Origin of the sequence: Fulvivirga sp. M361, assembly GCF_007097395.1 — a bacterium.
GTDB lineage: Bacteria > Bacteroidota > Bacteroidia > Cytophagales > Cyclobacteriaceae > Fulvivirga.
This window is the reverse complement of sequence record NZ_VKDC01000042.1, coordinates 1-18,378: the sequence shown is the minus strand read 5'-3', so window position 1 is coordinate 18,378 and position 18,378 is coordinate 1. Positions and strand designations below refer to the sequence as shown.

The window sequence follows — 18,378 nt, the reverse complement described above, 5'->3', positions numbered from 1 at the left end:
AATAAAAATCTGCTAAACCCTGAACAAAAAGAAATTAGACTCGTTAGGAACTCTGGAAACTTTGAGTGATTTGAAAGTTTCCAGAGTTTTTAAGATGGATTAGAATACCTATAAACCGGTGGAAATTAAGAGAAAGATTGTAGAAGGTGCCAGTGAACTTTTTCACAAATACGGAGTCAGAAGTGTTTCCATGGATGACATAGCAAGGCATTTATCAATGTCAAAAAAAACTGTATATCAATATTATAAAGATAAAGATGAACTGGTCACCATTGGGATGAGCCTGCATATGGAAAAGGAAAAAGAGGAGTATCAGGAAATTGAAAGTAAGGCTCATGACGCTATTGAAGAAATGGCAATGTTGTCAACTTGCCTGAGAAGGGATTTAAGAGACATTAACCACTCACTGCTTTTTGATTTGCAGAAATATCATCCTAAGGCGTGGCAGGTTTGGCTCAATTTTAAAAATGATTTTATTAAAAATTCAATCTCTGATAATGTAAAACGGGGCATGGAACAAGGCCTGTTTAGAAAGGACGTAGATCCTGAAGTCATGGCCATTTTAAGAGTAGAGCAGGTACAAATGGCTTTTGATGATCGGATCTTCCCGGCCGATAAATTTGATTTCAGAGAAGTACAGATAGATTTTTTCGACCATTTTATCCATGGTCTGGTAAATGAAAAAGGCAAAAAACTCCTAGATAAATATTTAGAACAAGAAAACAATTCCAAAACCATTACAACAACACATGAAAACTAGAATTCGACTGTTGATAACAGGCCTGATGCTATTACATGCATCAGTATATGCGCAGCAGGGGGCCAAAACGGCCTTTTCGCTGGAGGAAGCAATAAACTATGCTCTTGAGTATAATCAAAACGTGATTAATGCATCTTATGAAAAGGATATTGCCGAAACTCAGGTGAAGGAGACTTTGAGTTCAGGCTTACCACAGATAACCGGAGAAGTGACACTTAATCATAATTTTGAACCTCAAAAGCAACTTCTGGATGCCAGTACGTTTGATCCGACTGTTCCGGAAGGTAATGAAGTACCTATAACCTTTCAAAGGCGGTATGATGGTAATATGGCCCTTAATGTCAGACAATTGATCTTTGATGGTTCTTTTTTCGTTGGCTTACAAGCAGCCCGTACCTTTCGAGAATTATCCAGTAAAGACCATATCAAAACGCAAATAGACGTAGTTGAAGCAGTGTCTAAAGCTTACTACAATGTTTTGGTAACCAAAGAGCAGTATGATCTTCTTGAAGTTAACTTCAGTCGCCTTGATACTTTGCTGAGAGAAACGAAAGCCAGGTTTGAAACCGGGTTTGTGGAAAAGATAGATGTCAGCAGAATTCAGGTGGAATATAACAACACAAAAGTCAGACTAACGAATACCAGGGAATTATTGAAGGTTTCTTATGATCTTTTAAAATTTCAAATGGGTATGCCTATTAAAACCACGATAACGTTAACAGATGTGTTGGAAGAGGTGTTATTTGATGAAGAAGATAATGAAACATTCAACTATAATGAACGTATTGAATATTCACGACTTCAGACTAATTTGGCTCTTACCAATCTGGATATCAAGAATAATAGGGTCCAATACTTACCTAATTTATATGCAAACCTCAACTTAGGGTATAATACCCAGGCGGATCAAGCCAATCAATGGTTTGAGGGTAACAGGTGGCTTGATTTTGGGTTTGTTGGTGCCACATTGAGTGTTCCTATATTCGATGGATTTCTCAAAAAGAGCAAGATCCAGAGAAATAAGATACAACTGAAGCAGCTGGACCAATCTTTTGCTCAGCTTGAAAATTCGATCGACCTTGAAATCATACAGTCAAAAACAAATTTGAAGAACGCACTGGATAATATGGCTGCACAAAAAGAAAACACGGATCTGGCAGAAGAAATATATAATATAACGCGTATTAAGTACCAGGAGGGGGTGGGCGCTAACCTGGAAGTAATTGAGGCAGATGCAGATTACAAAGAAGCCCAAACGAATTATTATAATTCACTTTATGACGCGCTGGTGGCAAAAATTGATCTTGACAAAGCCTATGGCCGTCTCCTTAAATGAACTCAAACATCCTAGAAATAATTAAATCATGAAAAAAACATTAAGTGCAATTATTCTGATTGCCGTTTTTGGAACAGCATGTGAGCAAAAAAATGAAGGCTCTATTTCAGAACTTATCGCAAGTGGTGATATAAAAGCTATCCAGTCTAAAAAGAGTGAGATGTCGAAACAACAGAAGGCATTAGAGCAGGATATAGCTTTATTGGATTCTGTAATCAATGCAAATGATGGGAATAAAAAATTTCCACTTGTCACCACATTTACAGCTAAAACACAAATGTTTGAGCACTTTGTAGAGCTTCAAGGCGATGTTACTACGAAACAAAATGTGCTGATATATCCGGAAATGGCTGGTCCTTTAGTCAAAGTATATGTGAATGAAGGGGACAGAGTGAGCAAAGGGCAATTGTTAGGTACTATCGATGATGGGGGTATGTCTAGCCAATTACAGCAATTTAAGACCCAACTGGCTTTAGAAAAAACAACCTATGAAAGGCAGAAACGCCTTTGGGAACAAAAAATAGGTTCAGAAATACAATACTTGCAGGCTAAGTCGCGCTATGAGTCGCAGGAGAGTGCTGTTGCTCAAATGGAAAGTCAGCTGGGTAAGTATTCCATTCGTGCACCGTTTAATGGCATTATTGATGACGTCATTAAAGACCAGGGTACCATAGTTGCTCCTGGTGGGCCAGGTTCTGAAGTGTTTAGAATAGTAAACCTTTCTAACATGTATATCGAAGTATCAGTACCGGAATCATACATTGTCAATGTAACACCAGGTAAAAATGTTAAAGTGCATTTCCCAGTGTTGAATGAAACTGTTGAATCCAAAGTCAGACAAACCGGTAATTTTATCAACCCGGATAACCGGTCGTTTACAGTGGAAATCCCTGTTCCTAATAAAGGCGGGAAGATAAAACCTAACCTGACTGCCAAAGTACAGATCAATGATTATAAAAATGAACAGGCCATTTTGATACCCCAAAGTATTGTTTCCGAAAATGCTGAAGGAGAACAATATGCTTTTGTAGCGTCAAATGTGAGCTCTGATAACATTGCAGAAGCTAACAAAACCATTATAACAACTGGAAAAACCCAGGGTGACTACGTAGAAGTACTTTCCGGTATCACAAGTGGTCAGAATGTGATCCAGGAAGGGGCCAGAAGTGTGAAAGATGGCCAACAAGTAAAAATACTAATGTAATAGTCCATGAACAATCAAGAAAAAAAGGTAAATAAGGAATTTAAGTTATCTTCTTGGGCCATAGATAATCCATCGGTTATTTATGTTATGATAGCTATCTTTTTTCTCATAGGCTTATCTTCTTATTTCTCTATGCCGCGAGAAGATTTTCCGGAGATCAAAGAAACCAAGATCTATATCAGTACCTCTTATCCAGGGAATACAGCTGAGGATATTGAGCGGCTGATCACCGATCCATTAGAGGATAAGCTTAAAAACGTGAGTAATGTTGTGGAAATACTTTCCACTTCTCAGGAAGACTATTCTATCATAACCGTAGAGTTTGATGAGGATATTGCCGTAGATGCAGCGAAGCAAAAAGTGAAGGATGAAGTAGATGAAGAAAAAGCGGGAGAAGATTGGCCTCTTTTTAATGGCGCCAAGGTAGAACCCAATGTTTTTGACTTAAACCTTTCGGAGGAGTTCCCCATTATGAATGTCAACATTTCCGGGGACTATCCAGTAGATAAACTCAAGGAATTTGCAGAATATCTGGAAGATGAAATAGAGGATCTGCCACAAATCAAAGAAGTAGATATCCGTGGAGCCCAGGAAAAAGAGGTAGAAGTAGCGGTAGACATTTACAAAATGATGGCTGCCAAGGTAAGTTTCGATGATGTGTTACAATCCATAAGCAATGGAAACACGACAATGTCAGCAGGAAACCTCAAGGTCAGTGGGCAGCGGAGAACGGTACGTATTCTTGGCGAGATTGAAGACCCGGATGAATTAATTGATTTTGTGGTAAAATCTGAAAACGGTTCTCCCGTGTATTTGAAAGATATAGCCACCGTCAGTTTTGGAGAAGAAGACAAAACCACTTATGCGAGAGAATTCGAGCACAGCGTGGTAATGCTGGATGTGAAAAAGCGTGCAGGAAAAAATATGATCGAGGCGGCCAACAGCATACGGGAAATTATAAAAGATGCGCAGGCTGATGTTTTTCCACCCAATCTGGATATATCGATCTCTAATGACTCTTCTTCCAGAACATTGAACCAGGTAGATGATCTCGTCAATAATATCATTTTTGGTATCATTCTGGTCGTAACAGTACTTATGTTTTTCTTAGGGTTCAGAAATGCCCTGTTCGTGGGTTTTGCTATTCCAATGTCGATGTTTATGTCATTCATGGTGTTATCTGCTCTGGGTTATACTATGAATACCATGATACTGTTCGGGTTAATTATGGGGCTAGGTATGCTGGTTGATAATGGTATCGTCGTGGTAGAGAATGTATATCGACTTATGGAGGAAGAGGGACTCACTAAAATTCAGGCGGCTAAAAAAGGAATTGGAGAAATAGCTTTCCCTATCATCATTTCAACATTAACTACAGTCGCGGCATTTGTGCCATTAGGTATGTGGCCAGGGTTAATGGGCCAGTTCATGATCTATTTCCCAATTACCCTATCCGTGGTTTTAGGTTCGTCCTTGTTTGTTGCCATTTTTATGAATTCAATGCTGGTGTCGAACTTCATGGAGATAGGAGACAAAGAACTGACATTGAAGCAACTCATCAGGCTGAGTATTATTCTTGTTGGGTTTGGAGTATTCATTTTGTTTTTTGGCGGATCTGTCAGTGGTTTGGGTGCCCTGATGGTTGTAACGGCTGTCTTGTTCTGGATATATAAATTTGTCATTAAGAAACTGGCCAACCGGTTCCAGAGGAAAACGTTAACACGCTTTGAGAATCTTTATGAAAGGCAATTGACACAAGCATTAAGAGGTAGAAATGTTTACCTCTATTTTGGGGGTACTTTACTTATGCTGGTGGCCGCTTTTGTACTTTTTGGGATATCGGTAGGTTCAGGTAGGACTAAAATTGAGTTCTTCCCGGATAACACTCCTAACCAAATCATTGTCTACATCGAGTATCCACAAGGGACCGCAATCGAAAAGACCAACCAGATGACAAAGGACATAGAAGACAGGGTTTATGCTATCATTAACCGTAGCGAATTCCGGGAAGGCTCTCGTAATTTCCTGGTAGAATCATCTGTTTCACAGGTAGGAGAGGGAGCGGGAAACCCTCAAACAGATGGAGGTTCTGCTGCCGAGATGCCGCACAGGGGAAAGATTACGGCTTCTATGAGAGAGTTCAGATATAGAAAAGGGAAAGATTCTGAAAAGTTACGGGAAGAGATACAGAACGCTCTGAAAGGTGTTTATCCTGGAGTAGCCATTTCCGTGGAAAAAGATGCAGTAGGACCTCCTGCGGGTTATCCTATCAATATGGAGCTGGAGGGTAATAGTTATGATGAACTTATTGCTACTGCCGAGAGTATGAGGAATTACATAAACACAAAAAACATTCCTGGTATTGAAGAATTGAAAATTGACGTCAATAAAAGTAAGCCTGCCATGCAGGTGGAAGTGGACCGTAAAAAAGCGGGAGAACTTGGTATTAGTGCCGGGCAAGTCGGGAACCAGCTGCGTCGTTCATTATTTGGTGAAAAAGCAGGTATCTATAAAAAGGATGGGGAAGATTATGACATTAACATACGCTTCAACGAAGACCTTAGATACAATACCAGTGCACTGTTCAATCAGAATATTACCTTTCGCGATCAATCTACCGGTAGAATCAAAGAAGTACCGGTGGCAGCAGTGGCGACACAAAAAAATACTTCAGGATTCAGCGCTATCAAGCATAAAGATACACGTCGTGTAGTGACAGTATATTCAGGTTTGCAACCAGGTTTTACCGATGCCGGCGCTATTGTTACTCAAATTCAAAGAGAGATGCAGGACTTTAAAGGACTTCCAAAGACGGTAAAGATTGATTTTACCGGTCAGATTGAGGAACAGGAAAAGGAAATGTCATTTTTAGTAAGTGCCTTCTTCTCAGGACTCGGACTCATTATGCTTATTCTGGTATTCCAGTTTGGAGGCGTTTCGAAGCCGGTAATTATTATGTTGGCCATATTCCTGAGTTTTATTGGAGTATTTGGTGGTCTGATGATTACCGGATGGTCATTTGTTATTATTATGACCATGATGGGTATTATTTCACTTGCTGGTATTGTAGTGAACAATGGTGTTGTACTTCTTGACTATACCCAACTCCTGATTGATAGAAAAAAGGTTAAACTGGGGCTGTCGGATAGAGAGATGTTATCTAAAAGTGATGTAACGGAGGCAGTGATCAAAGGAGGAAAAGCAAGGTTACGACCTGTAATACTTACTGCCATAACTACAGTACTTGGGCTTATTCCATTGGCGATAGGCTTGAATATAGATTTCTTTTCATTGTTTACAGAGTTCGACCCTAAGATCTATATTGGCGGAGATAATGTTATCTTTTGGGGGCCACTCGCATGGACAGTGATCTTTGGATTGATCGTAGCTACTTTTCTCACGTTGATCATAGTGCCTGTTCTTTTCACTATCGTTTATCGACTTAAGTTTTGGATATACAGTAAAAGACTTCCGGCCTCATCGCCAAAGCCGGTAAAGGAAAAGGAGATATTGGAACCTGCGTTAAGTACAAATTAATACCCAAAATGAGATTAAAGGGATGACCTGTTTAACTTGGGTCATCCCTTAATGAACCAAGTTATTTAATCATTTTCGGATGGTATTAAGTGCTATGCGTAACAGAACTATGTTGTTAAAACACTCTTCTCTATAAGGCGTTCTTAGATTAATAAAGATCATACTACAATGAATAAAATGTTCACGGTCACTGTGCTTTTAGTGGTCCTGTTTTTTGTGGACTGGTATATATATCAGGCGATATCTCTCCTGATGAAAAGCTCCGGAACTACTTCGATACGAATTGTCCGGTCCATTTACTGGGGGCTTACTATTATAACTTTTGGCATTATCTTAATGTATAACTTTGGTAATCCTGACTTGTTCGAAGGTAAGTCACGCAACCTCGTTTTTACCGGTATCTTTATTAACTACTTTTCAAAAGTATTTGGTATTATATTTCTATTGGTAGAAGATGTTACCCGGTTAGGACGTTGGGCCATCAACTTATTCCAAAACCCAGCTCCTTCAGGACAGGGCAATGCTATACCACGTTCTGAGTTCCTGGCTAAAGTAGCATTAATTGCCGGGGCCGCACCCCTTTTGGCGATGAGCTATGGCATTATTTCAGGTGCGCATGATTATCGAATCAGGCGAAAAAAGATCAAACTGCCAAATTTACCAAAGGAATTCGACGGTATTAAGATTGCTCAGTTGTCAGATATTCATTCAGGGAGTTTTTTCAATAAAACAGCAGTACAAGGTGGTGTGGAAATGCTAATGAATGAAAAGGCTGATATAGTTTTTTTTACAGGGGACCTGGTGAATAATGAAAGTAAAGAGGTTGAAGATTACATCAATATTTTTAATAAAGTAAAAGCCCCGTTAGGTGTTTTTTCGACTACCGGCAATCATGACTATGGTGATTACAAGTCATGGTCTTCGGCCACTGCTAAGTCTCGAAACTTTGAAAACCTGAAAGAGGCCCATAAACTTATGGGATACGATTTGTTGATGAACGAACATCGTTTTATTGAATTAGGAGGAGAGAAGATAGCTATTTTGGGTAATGAAAACTGGGGAGCCGGGCGATTTACGAAATATGGTGACCTGGATAAGGCGTATCGGGGTACTGATGAAGCAGCTGTGAAATTGTTACTTTCTCATGATCCCAGTCATTGGGATGCTAAAGTTCGTACCAATTATCCGGACATAGACATAATGTTTGCAGGTCACACACACGGATTTCAGTTCGGTGTGGAATTAGGAGATTTTCAGTGGAGTCCATCGCAATATATCTATAAGCAATGGGCAGGATTATATCAGGAAAATAATCAATATCTCTACGTCAACCGGGGTTTTGGTTATATTGGATACCCTGGTCGTGTAGGCATGCCGCCTGAAATTACAATTGTTGAGTTGGAAAGGGCTTGATCTAGTACGCTCTGGCCACTTCTCCGCGTCCGTATTCTTTCTTGACTACATTTTTGGTAGCACCTTTATGCTTGACTGATCCGCTACCATATACCGTGGCTTCAAGTTTATCACTTACGTTAATTTCACAAGCGCCATCACCGCTCACCAAAACTTCAGCTGTTTCCAGTTCGCAGCTAAAAGCATTGAGTGAGCCTGCACCACTTAAGTTTATCTCATTTTCAGAAGCATAGCCTTTTAAAACGATACTGCCTGAACCCGATATCTGAGTCTTTACATCCTTGCCTTTGATATCAAGCTCCATGTTTCCTGCTCCGGATACACCCAGATCCAATTCACTGGAGGCAATGGAATTCTCACCAATGATTTTACCACTGCCATTGAGCTTTAATTCCTTTACGTCTTTCATAGATATCCGGACATTTAGTGTGGGGGATATCTTAATATCGTCAATTTTTGACCACAAACTCTTATTAGCTACCTCTTTTTTTCGTTTAATATTAATGTGAAGAATGCCATCTTCTACCTTAAACTCACTAATTTCGAATATTTCGGTCAGTGCCTCTACCTTTACCTCTTGTTTATTACTTTGTTTTATATATACAGTGTATGCAGAGTTTACATATACACTATGGAAAGGAGGCAATTCTAATGTTTTATTGGTTACTTCCGGTCCATAGGAATAGGACAGTGCTGAAGTGAAGAGGGTAAAACAAACAAACAGTGTGGTAACAAAGGCAATATTTTTCATAATACGAACATAAGTAATTAAACCAGTAATATTAGCGAATCTGTAATCCCGTGTAAACGATTATTCTATGAGTTAACGGATAAAGCCGTTTAATTTTTAATCCAGTCGTCAGAAGAAGAGACACCTAATCCACCTTTATTGTATTTCATTATGAAATCGAGCATGACCTCTTTGCGGCAACCTTGAAACCGGATATCTCCTGTACACTTCATCAATATGGGATAGGATAATCCATATTCGCGTGTAAATGAGACTAGTGAGTCTTTTTCATCTACCAAGAATCCCCATTCTATTGCTATTGCTGAAGGCTTACAGGAGGCTGGTGCAAATCCGAAGACATCGTACTTGTATTCGCCGGAACCGTCTTCGTTAAGTTTTAAATAACCTTCTTTTTTTCCTTTGTAGATACCATAAAATTCTGATGGAGCGTTGTAAGTAGTCTTTACCTTTTTGCCATTATAGTCAATATGGCGTGTTTTATCGGTGAATAATATACTACATATGACGAAAATGTAAAGAACTTTCATTTAGAATGGAAGGTCATCTTCTTCATTATCTGTGATCCACCCTGGTTCTTCCATATTTTCCATACCAGTATCTGCCGTTGGTGACACAGTTCCATCCGCCGCCGATGGAGCGCCGCCAGCTTCCAGTCTCCAGGCTTGTAAAGAGTTAAAATATTTCACCTCCCCTTTGGGATCAGTCCACTTACGTCCCTTTAGATTGAAATGAACATCAACTTCATCACCTACTTTATGCTTATCCAGTAAATCACATTTTTCCTGTATCGTTTCAAACTTTACAAATTCAGGGTATTGTGGGTTTTCAGCATATTCGATAACAAACTCCCTTTTCTTAAATGTCTTAGTAACTTGTTGAGTGCTGCTTAATTCGATTATTTTGCCTTTGATGTTCATAGTTATTATTATTTCCTCTTCTTCCTAAAAATTGCAGTGAATACAACCACAAAAATAATAGCCCCAATAACAATTGCCAGTAATGAAGATGCATTTATCTGATCTACTGCATGCATGGAGTCGGATTTATTCTTAGCCTAAATGGAGGCTGATTTTAAAAGAATAATAGAAGTTTAAATTTACCTGACCTACGCCACTTTTAGTTTACTGTACTTTGATTTACTAAATTTCTCTTCTGCATATGAACGGTTGATGACCAGTCGTTGAGCATTTTCATTGGAAGGCATTTCAAACATAGCGTCATTTACAATAGCTTCACAAATAGATCTCAGTCCTCTGGCACCAAGTTTATATTCAACAGCTTTTTCCACTATAAAATCAAGGGCACCTTCTTTGAACTCTATTTTTATATCTTCCATTTCAAACAGCTTTGTGTATTGCTTCATCAAAGCATTTTTTGGCTTGGTGAGTATTTCTTTTAGAGCTGCACCATCCAGTGGGTTTAAATAAGTAAGTACCGGAAGTCGACCAATTAACTCAGGAATAAGCCCAAAACTCTTCAAATCTTGTGCAGTCACATATTGCAGCAAATTGTCTGTTTCAACGTCAAGAGGATTAATGGCATCACTTGCCGAAGCGAAACCAAGAGGGCGGGCATTAATACGTTTTGCTATATGCCTGGATATGCCATCAAAAGCACCCCCGCATATAAAAAGAATATTCTCCGTATTTACGGAGATCATTTTTTGGTCCGGGTGCTTGCGACCACCCTGGGGTGGTACATTAACCACCGTACCCTCAAGTAACTTTAACAACGCCTGTTGTACACCTTCTCCACTTACATCCCGTGTGATGGAAGGATTGTCCGATTTTCTGGCAATTTTATCCAGCTCGTCGATATATACAATGCCTCTTTGAGCAGCATCCACTTCATAATCTGCGGCCTGTAGTAAGCGAGTGAGTATACTTTCAACATCTTCACCCACATACCCTGCCTCTGTGAGTACAGTGGCATCCGCTATGCAGAAAGGTACTTGCAGTATTTTAGCCATTGTCCGGGCGAGGTATGTTTTGCCTGTACCTGTTTCACCTGCCATAATGATGTTAGACTTTTCAATCGTAATTTCATCATCGGAAGGTTTCTGCATGAGTCGTTTATAATGGTTATAAACAGCCACGGCAATGACTTTTTTTGCTTCGTCTTGTCCTATTACGAATTCATCAAGAAACTTTTTCATTTCTTTCGGCTTCACCAGATTGAAATTCGGCATTCCTCCCTGAGTGGTGGTGGACTTTTTCTCCTCCGAAAGTATTTGACTGGCCTGCGTGATGCATTTATCACAGATATGAGCATGTATTCCCGATATCATCAGGTCGACGTCTTTTTTGTTTCTCCCGCAAAAGGAGCAAGTAACTTCAGCCATTGCTAATTATTTTCTTTCTAAAACTTCGTCGATAAGCCCGTATTCCTTGGCTTCCGTCGCTCTCATCCAATAGTCCCTGTCAGAATCCTCTTCAATTTTCTCGTATTTCTGACCCGTATTATCTGACAGAATCTGGTAGAGGTCCCTTCTTAATTCCTGCATTTGCTTTAAGGTAATCTCCATATCTCTGGATTGACCTTGCATACCACCGCTAGGCTGATGGATCATAATTCTGGAATGTGGTAGAGCCGCCCTCTTTCCTTTAGCACCGGCGCTCATTAGAACAGCCCCCATAGAGGCTGCCATGCCTGTGCAGATAGTGGCTACCTCAGGATGTACATACTGCATAGTATCATACATACCTAGTCCTGCGTAAACAGAACCGCCTGGACTGTTGATGTACATGATTATGTCTTTCTTGGGGTCGCTGGATTCCAGAAAAAGCAGTTGAGCAGTAATGATATTGGCAATCTGATCATCAATTCCCATTCCCAGGAAAATGATCCGATCAGATATCAAACGGGTGAAAACGTCAATCGCCCTGAAGTTGCCAGGTCTTTCTTCGATGACATACTGAGTCATATTTTGTACCGCTTTGTTATAATCATCCACGGTGGTTCCACTGATGCCTTGATCTTTAACTGCAAACTTTCTGAATTCTTCGGTATTTAGCATTTTATTTCTATAAGTTGATCTTCTACACTACTCAATAATAACAAGATTTTGACTAAAAAGGTCTTTGATGAAAGAAAAAAGCCTTATCCATACAGTATTGGATAAGGCCTTTATTTATTCACTTCAAAGCGTTAATTACGCTACTATTTTTTTAAACTCTTCAAGCCCTACTTTCTTTTCGCTAATGGTAACGCTTTCCTTAATATGATCGAGTATTTTTTCATCCCTAACTTCACTGTAAAGCTTCATATAGTTTTGACCATTTTCAGCTTTCAAATAATTATCAGCAAAACCATCCATATGATCTTTCAACTGTTCTGCTGCTCCGGCGCCTCCCAGTTGTTGAAGAATGAGTGATTTAGCTTTGTCCACCACCTCTTCATTTTCTACCTTAATCTCTACATCCTGCGCTATTTTGTTCTTAATCAAGTCCCATTTCAACGACTTGACGTATTCATCAAATTCCTTTTCTATGTCCTCAATAGTCACTTTTCCTTCATTACTTATCAGTAACCATTTTTTTAGGAATTCGGTAGGGATTTCGATTTTGGTTTTTTCAATCAAAAGGTCTTTTACGCTCTGGTCTAAAAAGTAATCAGTTTCTTTGCTATAGTTCCCTTCAACGGTTTCCCTTACTTTGTTTAGGAATTCTTCCTCAGTTTTTATCGCATCTTTTCCAAACACCTTGTCGAACAGTTCCTGATTTAATTCGGCTGGTGTTGTGCGGTTAATATTCTTAACGGTAAATGTAAGTTTTGAATTAAGTTCTGTGGCTTTTTCACGGCTGACATTAAGAATATGTGAAACCGTGTGTTCATCTTTAAAGGATTTTTTTGGATCCAATTCTATCGAATCACTGGGTTTTAGCTTTAAGAAATTCTTCTGCTCTTTCTTAGCCAGGTCTTCCCAGTTGATCAGTGCCTGGTTTGTCAGGTCTCCTTCATTTTCCTTGATCTCGCCAAAAAAACCATCTCCCTCTTCAGCCTCATCAGGATTAGTAACCTCGCCAAATTGCTTTTTGATATTAGTCAGGGTTTCTTCCATGGTCTTATCATCTAATTCGATCTGATAAGACTTTACTTTTTGTTTGTTAGAAATATCGTATTTAAAATCATCTACCAAACCTATGTCATAATCAAATTCGAATTCTTTTTGATTCTCCCAATCTATGTTAGCCGCCTTGTCCTGATCCGGCAAAGGTTCTCCAATAATTTGAATGTTCTCTCCCTTGATATAGTCAGTTAATGATTTGGAAAGCAGGTTGTTAACTTCCTCAACCATAATGGATTTGCCATACATTTTTTTGATAAGTGATGCCGGTACTTTGCCTGGTCTGAATCCCTTAATGTTGGCTTTTCGGGCATACTCCTTTACTTTTTCTGTTACATTAGGTTGATAATCACTTTCCTTTAACTTAACTTTAATTGAAGCTTCTGTGGAAGTTTTTTTGTCTAATGAAATATCCAAAGCGTTATAATTTTAATGGTTAATTAATGACAAAAACCCTCAATCTCGACCCTACATTTAATGTTGGAAAATCGCGATCGAAGGTTTTTTTTATGTGCGGATGGAGGGACTCGAACCCCCATGGATCGCTCCGCTAGATCCTAAGTCTAGTGCGTCTACCAATTTCGCCACATCCGCTTTTTAAAATGGAGTGCAAATGTAATATAGTTTTTAATTTAGGCAAAGATTTTAATCGGTGATTTTTTGAAAAACATGTATGAGTACTATGATCGCAGTTGACGTTGAGGAGGAAAACAGAGAGATTGTACGTAAGTACCGGCAATTGTTGAGAAGATCGAAGCCTATTTTAAAGGACGATGATGGTAAGTTGATTAGAAAAGCATTTAATGCGGCACTTGAAGCACATAAAGGGACCAGGAGAAAATCCGGAGAGCCTTATATATTCCATCCGTTGTCCGTGGCACGAATATGTGTAGATGAAATTGGCTTAGGCACAACCTCCATAGTGTCTGCACTATTGCACGATATTGTAGAAGACACAGACTGGACTATCCAGGATATCGAAAGGGGTTTTGGTAAAAAAATAGCCCGTATAATAGATGGACTTACCAAAATATCAGGAGTATTTGAACATGGCAGTTCTCAGCAAGCAGAGAACTTCAGGAAGATGCTCCTCACACTTTCTGAAGATGTTAGAGTAATATTAGTCAAGTTGGCTGACAGATTGCACAACATGCGCACCTTGGAAAGCATGCCGGTGAATAAGCAATATAAGATTGCTTCGGAAACAATATTCCTTTATGCCCCATTGGCGCATCGTCTGGGACTTTATGGCATTAAGTCGGAGTTAGAAGACCTTTACCTGCGTTATACAGAATCCGAAACCTACGATGAACTTGTAGGTAAAATGGACGCTGCAAAAGAGACACGTGACAAATTCATTAAAAGTTTTATACGTCCCATTCAACGCGAACTAAACAATCATGATTTTAAATACATAATAAAAGGGAGACCGAAATCTGTTCATTCCGTTTGGAATAAAATGAAAAAACAGAACATCCCATTTGAAGAGGTTTATGATCTGTTTGCGATCAGGATTATCCTGGATACTTCATTGGAGAATGAAAAAGCGGATTGCTGGCAGGTTTACAGTATAGTTACAGACTTTTACAAACCTAACCCTGATCGTTTAAGGGATTGGATAAGTACTCCAAAAGCCAATGGATATGAATCTTTACACACTACGGTAATGGCCAAGAACGGACAGTGGGTAGAGGTCCAAATACGAACAAAACGTATGGATGAGATCGCTGAAAAAGGATATGCAGCACATTGGAAGTATAAAGATGATGCCTCACAAGAATCAGGCTTGGAACAATGGATAGCAAAAGTCCGGGATATGTTGGAGCAAAATGATTCTTCAGCACTCGAATTTGTGGACGATTTCCGGGGGAACCTGTTTAATGAAGAGGTGTTTGTCTTTACACCGACAGGAGACCTAAAGACCTTACCTCATGGTGCCACAGCATTGGATTTTGCCTTTGATATACATACTGAGGTAGGGGCTAAATGTATAGGTGCTAAAATCAATCAGAAGTTAGTGCCTATTAATTATAAGCTGAAAAATGGTGATCAGGTTGAGATACTAACCTCCTCGAAGCAAAAACCCAGTGACGACTGGCTTCGATTCGTAGTGACATCGAAGGCAAGGTCTAAGATCAAAGATGAACTCAAGGAGAATAAAAAATTCTATGTAGATGAAGGCAAGGAAATAGTATATCGCAAACTCCGTCACTTAAAGCTTGAACCTAACAATGATACTTTTGATCGTATGCGGGCCTATTTTAGCGTCAACAATCAGTTTGAGTTATTCTTTAAAGTTGGAAAGGGAATTATTGATGGTAGGCAAATCAAGGAATTTAGAGATTTTAAACCTGCTGCAGTAGTAAAGAGTAAGCCGCCCAATGCTGTCCCGGATGCCAAAACTTTTGAAAATGAGCTGGTAAAGGCTAAATCACATGATGTTCTATTAATAGGAGAAGACATGGACGTTATTGATTATAAGCTTGCTAAATGCTGTAATCCGATACCTGGCGATAATGTTTTTGGATTTGTAACCGTAACGGAAGGGATAAAAGTACATCGCGTAAGCTGCCCCAATGCGCCGGAACTACTATCAAACCATGGCCATCGCGTAGTAAAAGCGAAGTGGGCCTCTCAGCATCAATCTTCATTCCTGGTAGGGTTAAAAATTATAGGTACGGATAGAGTGGGATTGATCAATGATGTTACCTCTATTATCTCCGAAGAGCTTAAAGTAAATATGAGGTCAATGTCTATAGATACAGACTCAGGTATATTTGAGGGAGAGATAATGCTTTACGTCCACGATACCATTCACTTGGATTTGTTGATTACCAGGTTAGAAAAGGTAGACGGAGTAGTCAAGGTTTCACGCTTTGAATCCAATGAATGATTGCAGTACTGAAGCATAATTATAAGAAATTATATATTTGCATCCTTTAAAAGTATAGAATGGCACTGAACGAGAAGGTATATCAGGAAGTAAAGAAGATTTTCACAGCCTATCTTGAAAACAAAAGTCTGAGGAAGACCCCTGAAAGGTATGCGATATTGGAAGAGATCTATACCAGAGAAGGTCACTTTGATGTAGAGTCCCTCTACATTAGTATGAAAAATAAAAACTATCGTGTGAGCCGTGCTACGGTCTACAATACACTTGACCTGCTAGTGGAGTGTGACCTGGTGAGTAAACATCAGTTTGGCAGAAACCTGGCTCAATATGAAAAGTCATATGGGTATAAGCAGCATGATCACTTAATTTGCACGGAATGTCATAAGGTGGTGGAATTTTGTGACCCGCGTATCCATAATATTCAGACTATGGTGGGGGAATTACTTAATTTCGAGATCCTACATCATTCATTGAATTTATATGGCATATGCAGAGATTGCCAGTTAAGAACAGAAAACAACAAAAACTCATAATTAAGATAACATCGGAAGCCTATATGACATGCAAATGACATCAATAATTACGTCATAATGCTGCCGGAAAAAAACATAGATACATGAAATTCAGCCATCAACTAAACGATCAGATTTTAGAACTTGGCCTTAGTGGCGATTTAATAGGGGAAAGCAATGGCCTTGATATTATAGAACTGGTAAATAATTACATAAAGGATAATATTAAACTTTGCTTAGTGGATATTTCCGGTTTACGCTATATTAATAGTAGTGGCATTGGCGTTTTGATCACGGTGCTTACTAAATTCAGGAATAAGGGAGGGGAGGTGTGTTTGCTCAATCCTTCCGAGAATGTAAAAAAGTTATTGATCATAACCAAGTTGAACGCGATCTTCAATGTCACCAATTCAAAAGAAGACGCGCTGGATATTCTTAAAAATAGTCTTTGAAGTATGAAAGTAGATTTGTTACTAGGTCTTCAATGGGGAGATGAAGGAAAAGGAAAAATAGTAGATTTTCTTGCCCCGAAATACGATATGGTGGCGAGGTTCCAGGGGGGACCTAATGCCGGCCATACATTGGAGTTTGATGGTATCAAACATGTGTTACATCAAATACCCTCAGGAATCTTCAGGCATGATATTAAAAACGTTATAGGTAATGGAGTTGTATTAGACCCTGTTATCTTTCGTAAAGAGATTGAAGCGCTGAGTAAGTTTGAGTTGGATGCAAAGAAAAATCTTTTCATTTCGAAAAAAACACAATTGATCTTACCAACACATAGGCTATTAGATCAGGCCTACGAAAAATCCAAGGGTGATAACAAAATAGGCTCTACATTGAAAGGCATAGGGCCTACTTACCAGGATAAGATTGCCAGGCTAGGTCTCAGGGTAGGGGATATTTTATCAGACCATTTCAAGGAAAAATATGATCGGTTGGCAAAAAAACATATGACCATTTTAAAAACGCATGAGATGGAGTTGGATTTGACGGAATATGAAAACGAGTTTTTTAAAGCTATACAGTTTTTGAAGCAGTTTCCTTTAATTGAAAGTGAGTATTTCATTAATGAGGCAATACAGTCTAATGCTCCAATATTGGCAGAAGGTGCACAAGGATCGCTTCTTGACGTTGATTTTGGAAGTTACCCTTTTGTTACCAGTTCCAATACTACATCATCAGGTGCTTGTAGTGGCCTGGGAATAGCTCCTAATAAGATCGGGGAGGTCTTTGGTATTTTTAAGGCTTATTGTACCCGGGTAGGTAGTGGGCCATTTCCAACAGAATTATTTGATGAAGATGGTGAAAGAATGCAAAAGGAAGGGCGGGAATTCGGAGCAACTACAGGACGACCCCGAAGGTGTGGTTGGCTGGACCTTCCGGCGTTGAAATATGCTATCATGATCAATGGTGTTACTCAATTATTTATGATGAAGGCAGATGTGTTGAGCATATTTGAAGATATAAAGGTGTGTACCGGATATCGTAAAACCGATGGCAGTGAAATTGATATATTTCCATACGAAGTGGTTGATGAAAATCTGGAGCCTGTTTATGAAGTGCTTAAAGGGTGGAATACCTCGTTGGATGGGATAAATGAATACGATGATCTCCCTGTGGAGCTTAGGAATTATATAGACTTTCTGGAGGTCAATTTAAATGTACCCGTGAATATAGTTTCCATTGGTCCCGACCGTACAGAGACTATTTGGAGAAATAAAGTACTTGCCTGAGATATTTTTCTCTTTATCATCTTGTCTGTTAAAATATGTTATTTATATTTGCAGCCCTCTACGAGACGAAGGTTGTTAGGAGGATTTAATTTGATGTATTGAGGAGTTTTAGATCGGGGAAATTTTTTTCTTATTTTTTCTTCAAAAAGTTGCGGTGTTAGAAATAA

General features: G+C 39.2%; 15 protein-coding genes and 1 tRNA gene. 9 read left to right on the top strand and 7 right to left on the bottom strand.

The window, feature by feature from the left end; translation table 11 throughout:
- Positions 1-118: 118 nt before the first annotated feature.
- From FNH22_RS27520 to FNH22_RS27500, 5 genes are all read left to right on the top strand, one after another.
- Positions 119-760 carry a TetR/AcrR family transcriptional regulator gene (locus tag FNH22_RS27520; protein WP_143401741.1) on the top strand — a complete coding sequence of 214 codons (642 nt, stop codon included), beginning with the start codon at positions 119-121 and terminating at the stop codon, positions 758-760.
- Positions 750-2,096 carry a TolC family protein gene (locus FNH22_RS27515; RefSeq protein WP_143401740.1) on the top strand — a complete coding sequence of 449 codons (1,347 nt, stop codon included), beginning with the start codon at positions 750-752 and terminating at the stop codon, positions 2,094-2,096. Before FNH22_RS27520 ends, FNH22_RS27515 begins: the two co-directional genes overlap by 11 nt.
- Positions 2,097-2,124: 28 nt before the next feature.
- The gene (locus FNH22_RS27510; protein ID WP_143401739.1) at positions 2,125-3,300 is read left to right on the top strand and encodes an efflux RND transporter periplasmic adaptor subunit; all 1,176 of its coding nucleotides are present in this window, start codon (positions 2,125-2,127) and stop codon (positions 3,298-3,300) included.
- Positions 3,301-3,306: 6 nt separating this feature from the next.
- Positions 3,307-6,837, top strand: coding sequence for an efflux RND transporter permease subunit (locus FNH22_RS27505; protein ID WP_143401738.1), 3,531 nt, complete (start codon positions 3,307-3,309; stop codon positions 6,835-6,837).
- Between the two features lie 168 nt (positions 6,838-7,005).
- On the top strand, positions 7,006-8,250 hold the full coding sequence (locus FNH22_RS27500) for a metallophosphoesterase (RefSeq protein ID WP_143401737.1): 1,245 nt from the start codon (positions 7,006-7,008) through the stop codon (positions 8,248-8,250).
- Position 8,251: 1 nt separating this feature from the next.
- On the opposite strand, the gene FNH22_RS27495 is transcribed toward FNH22_RS27500, so the two are convergent.
- The 7 genes from FNH22_RS27495 to FNH22_RS27465 form a co-directional block, all read right to left on the bottom strand.
- Positions 8,252-9,001 carry a head GIN domain-containing protein gene (locus FNH22_RS27495; protein WP_143401736.1) on the bottom strand — a complete coding sequence of 250 codons (750 nt, stop codon included), beginning with the start codon at positions 8,999-9,001 and terminating at the stop codon, positions 8,252-8,254.
- 89 nt (positions 9,002-9,090) lie between these two features.
- The gene (locus FNH22_RS27490) at positions 9,091-9,528 is read right to left on the bottom strand and encodes a hypothetical protein (protein ID WP_143401735.1); all 438 of its coding nucleotides are present in this window, start codon (positions 9,526-9,528) and stop codon (positions 9,091-9,093) included.
- Positions 9,529-9,918 carry a DUF3127 domain-containing protein gene (locus tag FNH22_RS27485; protein ID WP_143401734.1) on the bottom strand — a complete coding sequence of 130 codons (390 nt, stop codon included), beginning with the start codon at positions 9,916-9,918 and terminating at the stop codon, positions 9,529-9,531.
- Between the two features lie 188 nt (positions 9,919-10,106).
- Positions 10,107-11,342: an ATP-dependent Clp protease ATP-binding subunit ClpX gene (gene clpX, locus FNH22_RS27480; protein WP_143401733.1), complete on the bottom strand. Its 1,236-nt coding sequence runs from the start codon at positions 11,340-11,342 to the stop codon at positions 10,107-10,109.
- A 6-nt stretch (positions 11,343-11,348) separates the two neighbouring features.
- On the bottom strand, positions 11,349-12,017 hold the full coding sequence (locus FNH22_RS27475) for a ClpP family protease (RefSeq protein WP_143401732.1): 669 nt from the start codon (positions 12,015-12,017) through the stop codon (positions 11,349-11,351).
- Between the two features lie 135 nt (positions 12,018-12,152).
- Positions 12,153-13,484 (bottom strand): trigger factor, encoded by a 1,332-nt coding sequence (locus FNH22_RS27470; protein ID WP_143401731.1) that lies wholly within the window; start codon positions 13,482-13,484, stop codon positions 12,153-12,155.
- 95 nt (positions 13,485-13,579) lie between these two features.
- Positions 13,580-13,661: transfer RNA gene (locus FNH22_RS27465), tRNA-Leu, on the bottom strand.
- Between the two features lie 88 nt (positions 13,662-13,749).
- On the opposite strand from FNH22_RS27465, the gene FNH22_RS27460 reads away from it, so the two are divergent.
- The 4 genes from FNH22_RS27460 (at position 13,750) to FNH22_RS27445 (ending at position 18,211) form a co-directional block, all read left to right on the top strand.
- Positions 13,750-15,960, top strand: coding sequence for a bifunctional (p)ppGpp synthetase/guanosine-3',5'-bis(diphosphate) 3'-pyrophosphohydrolase (locus tag FNH22_RS27460; protein ID WP_143401773.1), 2,211 nt, complete (start codon positions 13,750-13,752; stop codon positions 15,958-15,960).
- Positions 15,961-16,019: 59 nt separating this feature from the next.
- Positions 16,020-16,493, top strand: coding sequence for a Fur family transcriptional regulator (locus tag FNH22_RS27455; protein ID WP_143401730.1), 474 nt, complete (start codon positions 16,020-16,022; stop codon positions 16,491-16,493).
- An 83-nt stretch (positions 16,494-16,576) separates the two neighbouring features.
- Complete coding sequence (locus tag FNH22_RS27450; RefSeq protein WP_143401729.1) at positions 16,577-16,924, top strand: STAS domain-containing protein; 348 nt, start codon at positions 16,577-16,579, stop codon at positions 16,922-16,924.
- Between the two features lie 3 nt (positions 16,925-16,927).
- Complete coding sequence (locus FNH22_RS27445) at positions 16,928-18,211, top strand: adenylosuccinate synthase (RefSeq protein WP_143401728.1); 1,284 nt, start codon at positions 16,928-16,930, stop codon at positions 18,209-18,211.
- Positions 18,212-18,378 lie beyond the last annotated feature (167 nt).